Source organism: Pseudomonas sp. C6002 (assembly GCF_013385805.1).
Classification (GTDB): Bacteria; Pseudomonadota; Gammaproteobacteria; order Pseudomonadales; family Pseudomonadaceae; genus Aquipseudomonas.
Genome location: NZ_JACAPH010000009.1, coordinates 429746 through 435947 on the forward strand (window position 1 = coordinate 429746; position 6202 = coordinate 435947).

Annotated in this window: 6 protein-coding genes and 1 pseudogene; 1 reads left to right on the forward strand and 6 read right to left on the reverse strand. The window is 61.1% G+C overall.

Features of this window, described 5'->3' with window-relative positions:
* Positions 1-21: 21 nt before the first annotated feature.
* Positions 22-741 carry a tellurite resistance TerB family protein gene (locus HX817_RS05770; protein ID WP_087693913.1) on the forward strand — a complete coding sequence of 240 codons (720 nt, stop codon included), beginning with the start codon at positions 22-24 and terminating at the stop codon, positions 739-741.
* Positions 742-898: 157 nt separating this feature from the next.
* On the opposite strand, the gene HX817_RS05775 is transcribed toward HX817_RS05770, so the two are convergent.
* From HX817_RS05775 to HX817_RS31190, 6 genes and pseudogenes are all read right to left on the reverse strand, one after another.
* On the reverse strand, positions 899-1702 hold the full coding sequence (locus HX817_RS05775) for a hypothetical protein (RefSeq protein ID WP_087693912.1): 804 nt from the start codon (positions 1700-1702) through the stop codon (positions 899-901).
* Positions 1703-1846: 144 nt separating this feature from the next.
* A complete protein-coding gene (locus HX817_RS05780) occupies positions 1847-2194 on the reverse strand; it encodes a DUF2493 domain-containing protein (protein ID WP_003217865.1) in 348 nt (115 codons plus the stop codon).
* A 31-nt stretch (positions 2195-2225) separates the two neighbouring features.
* Positions 2226-2429, reverse strand: a complete 204-nt coding sequence (locus tag HX817_RS05785) for a hypothetical protein (protein ID WP_256343952.1) — start codon at positions 2427-2429, stop codon at positions 2226-2228.
* 59 nt (positions 2430-2488) lie between these two features.
* A complete protein-coding gene (gene mgtA / locus HX817_RS05790) occupies positions 2489-5203 on the reverse strand; it encodes a magnesium-translocating P-type ATPase (RefSeq protein WP_023658814.1) in 2715 nt (904 codons plus the stop codon).
* 246 nt (positions 5204-5449) lie between these two features.
* Complete coding sequence (locus tag HX817_RS05795; RefSeq protein ID WP_177039936.1) at positions 5450-5743, reverse strand: hypothetical protein; 294 nt, start codon at positions 5741-5743, stop codon at positions 5450-5452.
* A 272-nt stretch (positions 5744-6015) separates the two neighbouring features.
* A pseudogene (locus tag HX817_RS31190) lies at positions 6016-6202 on the reverse strand (hypothetical protein); the annotation flags it as partial.

Consider the following 6202-nt stretch of genomic DNA (forward strand, 5'->3'; position numbering starts at 1 on the left):
GCGCCCTGGGAGGGTGACACCATGAATACCGGCGATCTACTGGAACAATTGCTGCGGGCGGGCCAGGCCTCGTCCAGCCAGCAGGGCGGCGCTGCACCCGGGTCTCAGGGCGGGCTCGGTGGTTTGGGCGGCTTGCTTGGCGGTTTGCTGGGCGGCAGCGCTGCTTCGGCTTCAGGCGGTGGCGGCCTTGGTGGCTTGCTCGGTGGCCTGGGCGGCATGCTCGGCGGAACCCGTGCGGCGCCTCAGGGGCGCACCGGCGGCACCAACTACGCGGCGCTGGCGTCGTTGGGGATGATGGCGTTCCAGGCGTATCAGGCCTGGCAGCGGCAACAGGCGTCGGCGCCGCAGCAGGCGTTGCAGACGGTTGACCAGTTGTCTGGCGCGCAGGTCGAAGAACACAGCCACGCCGTGCTGCGTGCATTGATCGCGGCAGCCAAGGCGGATGGCGAGATTGATGAGCGGGAGCAACAGATGATCTCGGCCGAGATCGGCAAGCACACCGATGATCCGCAATTGCAGGCGTGGCTGGATGCCGAGGTGGCCAAACCGCTGAATGCGGCGGATTTTGCCGAGTTTGCCGGCGACCCGGCGGTGGCGTCGGAGGTGTACCTGGTCAGTGTGCTGCTGGTGGATGACCAGCGGGACGCGGAGCGCAATTATCTGGATGAGCTGGCGGCGCAGTTGAAGATTGATCCTGCGTTGCAGGTGCATCTGGAGCAGCAGGCCAAGGGGCAGGTTTAAATCGCTATTTACGGTCATACCAAGCCTGTGGCGAGGGAGCTTGCTCCCGCTGGGCTGCGTAGCGGCCCCGGAAATTTTGGGAGCGCTTCGCACTCCAGCGGGAGCAAGCTCCCTCGCCACAGCAAGCTCCCTCGCCACTGGGATCATCGTCTGCGGGTTAGAACCGCAGTGTGGCCCCCGTCGTGAGCCATTGATGCTGATCCCCGATCAAACTGCGTCCTACCACCAGGTCCACGTCCACATTCTTGCCGATATGCATCCTCGGCCCGGCTTGCCACGCCTGGTCGCCGCCTTGCTGGCCGTAGCGTTCGGCGATCAGTGTCAGTGAGTCCATCAGGCTGTATTCAAACCCGGTGCCCCAGGTCGGCCGATGGGTCTGGTCGCCGTCGTTATAAGCGTGGCTCCAGCCGGCGTTGAAGTTAAGCCGCAGGGCCTCCATGGGCTGCCAGGTAAACGGCACATTCAAGTCCGCGCCATCAAACGAGTGCTGGCGGTTCAGCGCGTAATGCACGCCCGCAGACGCGGCCAGTTCCAGGCCCAGGTCTTCCCGGGCCCACAACTGTGCCTTGAGCTGCGGATTCACTTGGGTTTCGCCGTCGCCATCATGGTTGGCCCGGGACACGGCGGCAGTCCACTGCAACCAAGGAATGGCAGCGGAGGTGCAGGCCGGCGCCAGGGTTTCACTGTGGGTTGAGCCCGCGTGCCGGTTGGCGGTGAACCAGGCGTCGACATTGCATTCGCCCGGGGCGTTGATTGCGCCGTCGTCGACCACGTAGGAGCCGCCTGCCGCATGGGCATTCGACATCAGGCTGAGCACCAGCATGATGCCCGCGGTCACGCCGACGAAAATCAGGTTGCGCCGCACTGCCCGAAGCTTGGAGGCGGGCAGGGGATGGAAGGTAACGTGGGTGGTGCGGTTGCGGTATTTGGCGAAACCGTCAGGGGTGTGTTTCTTGTACATGGTGAACCTCGATCAACAGCCGGTGGCGCGCCCCGACCGGACTTGGCAGGGACGCGCCGTGTTTCAAATAGAAAAAAGTGTGCAACGGGGTACCGCTACAACGGGGTTCTTCGTTCATGCCTGGATACTCCAATAAGGGTTGATTCAGCTGTCTACAGTCAGCACATGGATGCCACTGGCCCTGGCCTGGCTCACCAGTTCCGAGGTGTCGTCGCCACCGGGCAGCGCGATGATCACGTCGGGCCGGCTGTCGGTGAGCATGAACTGGTTGCGATGGCGTTCGGCCTGCTTGCCATGGCGTTGCCAGTTGGGTGGGTAACGCACCACATCCACTCCGGTTTCCCGGGCCCAGTCTTCCACGTCGCTGCCCAGGAACTGGCTGCCACCGTGGATCAACACCTGCACCGGGCGCAGGCGGTGGTAGGCGTCCAGCACCTGGCGGGACATTTTTGTATCGGCGTAATGACGACCTGCACAGATCAAGACGCGCATGATGATGTTTCCTTGTAGTGCGTATTGCCATTTATCGACGCGGGCGCAGCAAGCGGATGCACGTACTGTTCAAGCTGCTGGAAAAACCCAGCATGAAGCGCATTTCCACGGCGCTGAGCACGTTGCGCGCGTACAGCCGTACGCCCAGCACCATCACCGCCTTGGCCGCCTGGGCGAGGCCGAACACCAGCAGCGCGCGAGCAGCGTTGTCGAGGTAGCTCATAAGTGTGTTCATTGTCTGTCTCCGCGTGCACTGGCTATCTACCGATAGCCAGCGCTTTCAGGGGCGGTTGATCAGTACCACTGCTTGAAGCGGCGGATGTAGAGGGTTTTCATCAGTTGTGCCACGCAGCAGTAGGCGACCAGGGTGCCCACCAGCCATGGGAAGTACGCCAGTGGCAGCGGCTCCAGGCCAACCATCGCGCCCAGCGGCGAGAACGGTACGTAGATGCCCAGCCCGATCACGATGCAGGTCATCATCATCACCGGCCATGCGGCGTTGCTCTGGAAGAACGGGATCTTGCGGGTGCGCAGCATGTGCACCACCAGGGTTTGCGAGAGCAGCCCCTCGATGAACCAGCCGGACTGGAACAGGGTCTGCATTTCCACGCTGTTGGCCGAGAACACGTACCACATCAGGGCAAAGGTGGTCATGTCGAAGATCGACGAGGTCGGCCCGATCCAGATCATGAAGCGGCCAATGTTTTTCGCGTCCCACTTGCGTGGCTTGGCCAGGTATTCCTTGTCCATCTTGTCCCACGGCAAGGCCAGCTGGGAGATGTCGTACATCAGGTTCTGCAGCAGCAGGTGGATCGACAGCATCGGCAGGAACGGGATGAACGCACTGGCCACCAGCACCGAGAACACGTTGCCGAAGTTGGAACTGGCGGTCATGTTCAGGTACTTCATGATATTGCCGAAGGTCTCGCGGCCTTTCAGCACGCCTTCTTCCAGCACCATCAGGCTCTTTTCCAGCAGGATGATGTCGGCGGATTCCTTGGCAATGTCCGTCGCGCTGTCCACCGAGATGCCCACGTCGGCATCCCGCAAGGCCGGAGCGTCGTTGATGCCGTCGCCGAGGAAGCCCACGGTGTGGCCGTTGGACTGCAAGGTCTTGAGCACCCGCGACTTCTGCAGCGGCGTCAGCTTGGCGAACACCGTGCGCTCCTCGACCCGCAGCTTGAGGGTGGCGTCGTCCATCGCTTCGATTTCCGTCCCCAGCAACGGTACGCCTGGCTCCAGGCCGACCTGGCGGCAGATCTTGCTGGTGACGATGGCGTTGTCGCCGGTGAGCACTTTGACGGCCACGCCAATTTCGCGCAGGGCAGCGATCGCCGGGCCAGCGGTTTCCTTTGGTGGATCAAGGAAGGTCAGGAAACCACGGATCACCAGGTTGCGCTCATCGGCCGTGGTGTACTGCTTGCGGGCGAGTGCCTGGGGAATGTTGCGGGTGGCCAGCACCAGCACCCGGAAGCCGTCTTCGTTGTAGTCCTGGGCAATCGCCAGCAACTCGTTGCGACGCCGATCATCCAGCTCGACGGCCACGTCGCCTTCCATCACGTGGGTGGAAATGCTCAGCATCTCCTCGACCGCACCCTTGCACACCAGCAGGTGATCGTTTTGCGCGTCCTTGACCACGATCGACAGGCGACGGCGAATAAAGTCGAACGGCAACTCATCCACCTTGCTGTAGGCAAACGGCACCTGGAACTTCGGATTCTGCTCTGAGAACTGTACGACCGCCTGGTCCATCAGGTTCTTCATGCCGCTCTGGTGATGGCTGTTGAGCCAGGCGAGGGTCAGCACCGAATCATCACGGTTGCCAAAGGCGTTGACGTGGTGCTCGAGGATGATCTTGTCCTGGGTCAAAGTGCCGGTCTTGTCGGTGCACAGCACGTCCATCGAACCGAAGTTCTGGATCGCGTTGAGGCGCTTGACCACCACCTTGCGCTTGGCCATGGCGGTTGCACCCTTGGCCAGGTTGGCGCTGACGATCATCGGCAGCATTTCCGGGGTGAGGCCTACCGCCACTGCCAGGGCGAACAGCAACGCGTCGCTCCAGTCACCCTTGGAGAAGCCGTTGAGGAAGAACACGATCGGCGTCATTACCAGCATGAAGCGGATCAACAGCCAGCTGACGCTGTTCACCCCGCGGTCAAATGCGGTTTGCACCCGGGAGCCGACAATCGCCTTCGCCAGGGAGCCAAAGTAGGTGCGCGGGCCGGTGGCAACCACCACGGCTTTCGCCCGGCCGCTGACCACGTTGGTGCCCATGAAACAGATGTTCGGCAGGTCCAGCAGGTTGCCCTGGTCGGCCGCCGTGGACGTGGCGGATTTTTGCGTCACATCCCCGAGGGTGTCGTACTTCTCTACCGGCAAGGCTTCGCCGGTCAGCACGGCCTGGCTGATGAACAGGTCACGGGACTCGATCAGGCGGATGTCGGCCGGGATCATGTCGCCGGCAGACAGTTGCACGATATCGCCGGCCACCAGGTCGCGCATCGGCACTTCCCGCAGGGTCGGCTTGGAGCCCACTTGCTCGCGACGCAACACCGTGGCGGTGGTGCGCACCATGGCCTTCAAGGCCTCGGCGGACTTGGCCGAACGATGCTCCTGCCAGAAGCGCAGCAGGCTGCTGAGCATGACCATGGTCATGATAATGATGACCTTGGTCAGGTCGGCTTCTTCACCGGCCTGCAGTGGCAGCCAGTAGTCAGTGAAGAAACTGATGGCGCCGAGGGTCAGCAGCACGTAGATGAACGGGTTGTTCAGGGCCTGGAGGAATTGCACGATGGCGTGAGGCGGCTTGTCGTGGGCCACCTCGTTGTAGCCTTCACGTTGCAGGCGAGCAGAGGCATCCAGTTCGGTCAGGCCATCCTTGGTTGCCCGGACATTGGCGAGGGTTGCCGAGAGGCCGTTCTGGGCTTCGCGGGCGGCACGCATCGACAGCTTGGTGTCGGTATCCGTGCCGTTTTTCTTGTGCAGTTTCGGGTTTTTTACTGCGCTCATTGTGTGTACTCCTGTCGCCAATTTTTCGACAAAACATACCCGGTACTTACCTGATGACAGGCGAGCGAAAGCATGCCGAGTCGCTGACTTCGCGATCGGTTTAAATAAAGTGTTGGGTAACTTTCTACAGGCCCGCTAACAGCGCGTTAGTTAACTAGCGCGCAGCGGGCTACTACTGGCTTCGTCCATAGAGAACTCCAGCTAATCAAGTAACGGATAATCAGGAAGTTGCTGTTTCCAGCTGGCTTATGCCGCGCGAGCGTCCACGTAGAGGCTCAGCATCAGGCTCGCTTGCGCGACCAGGCTGGAAACGTCCCGTCTCTGTGGGTCTTGAGGGTCGGCGTGATCCCATTGCTGGACCAGGTGGCCGGTGGTGGGGCAGATACGCCAGTGTGCCCGGGGAGTCGGGCACACGCGGGGGGATGAGGTCACAAAGGTGCTGCGGGTAGGGGAAAAGCCTACGGGCTCGCGGCGCAATTTGGCACGCAGGGCGTTAGCCAGCGTACGCAGATCAGGTAAAACAATCAGTTGAAAGGTCATAACACACCTCGGGACCGGACTGGCATCCGGTGAGGCAGTTACGTTGGAGCGTCAGGCTCTAGCGCAGCTTACTCGGCCGGAAAGGCGAGTCCCGTCATTTTTTCTGGGTTTGGCACCCGATTCGCCGCATTCACGGTGATCGGACAACGACTAGATACTGTGTCCATTGGCTTCTTTTGTGAGGTTGAAAAATGGCCCTGAGTTGCAGGCACGGGGAATTTACTCAGGCAGTTGCCGGATGTCAACGTTTAATGACTTAAATTGTTACTGGTTCAGAGTTTGTTCAGATAGAAGGTTGGGGAAGTTGCAACATCAAGTGTGCTTATTGATAAGTGGCCGGTGTGTGGCGGGCAGGTGAAGTAACAATAGCCGGATAACTTATGCGGGGTTCCGAAGCCTGCGTTCGGCCAGCGTGGTTTAACGGGGCGCCCAAGATCAACAGCAAGAGCACAGCGGCCT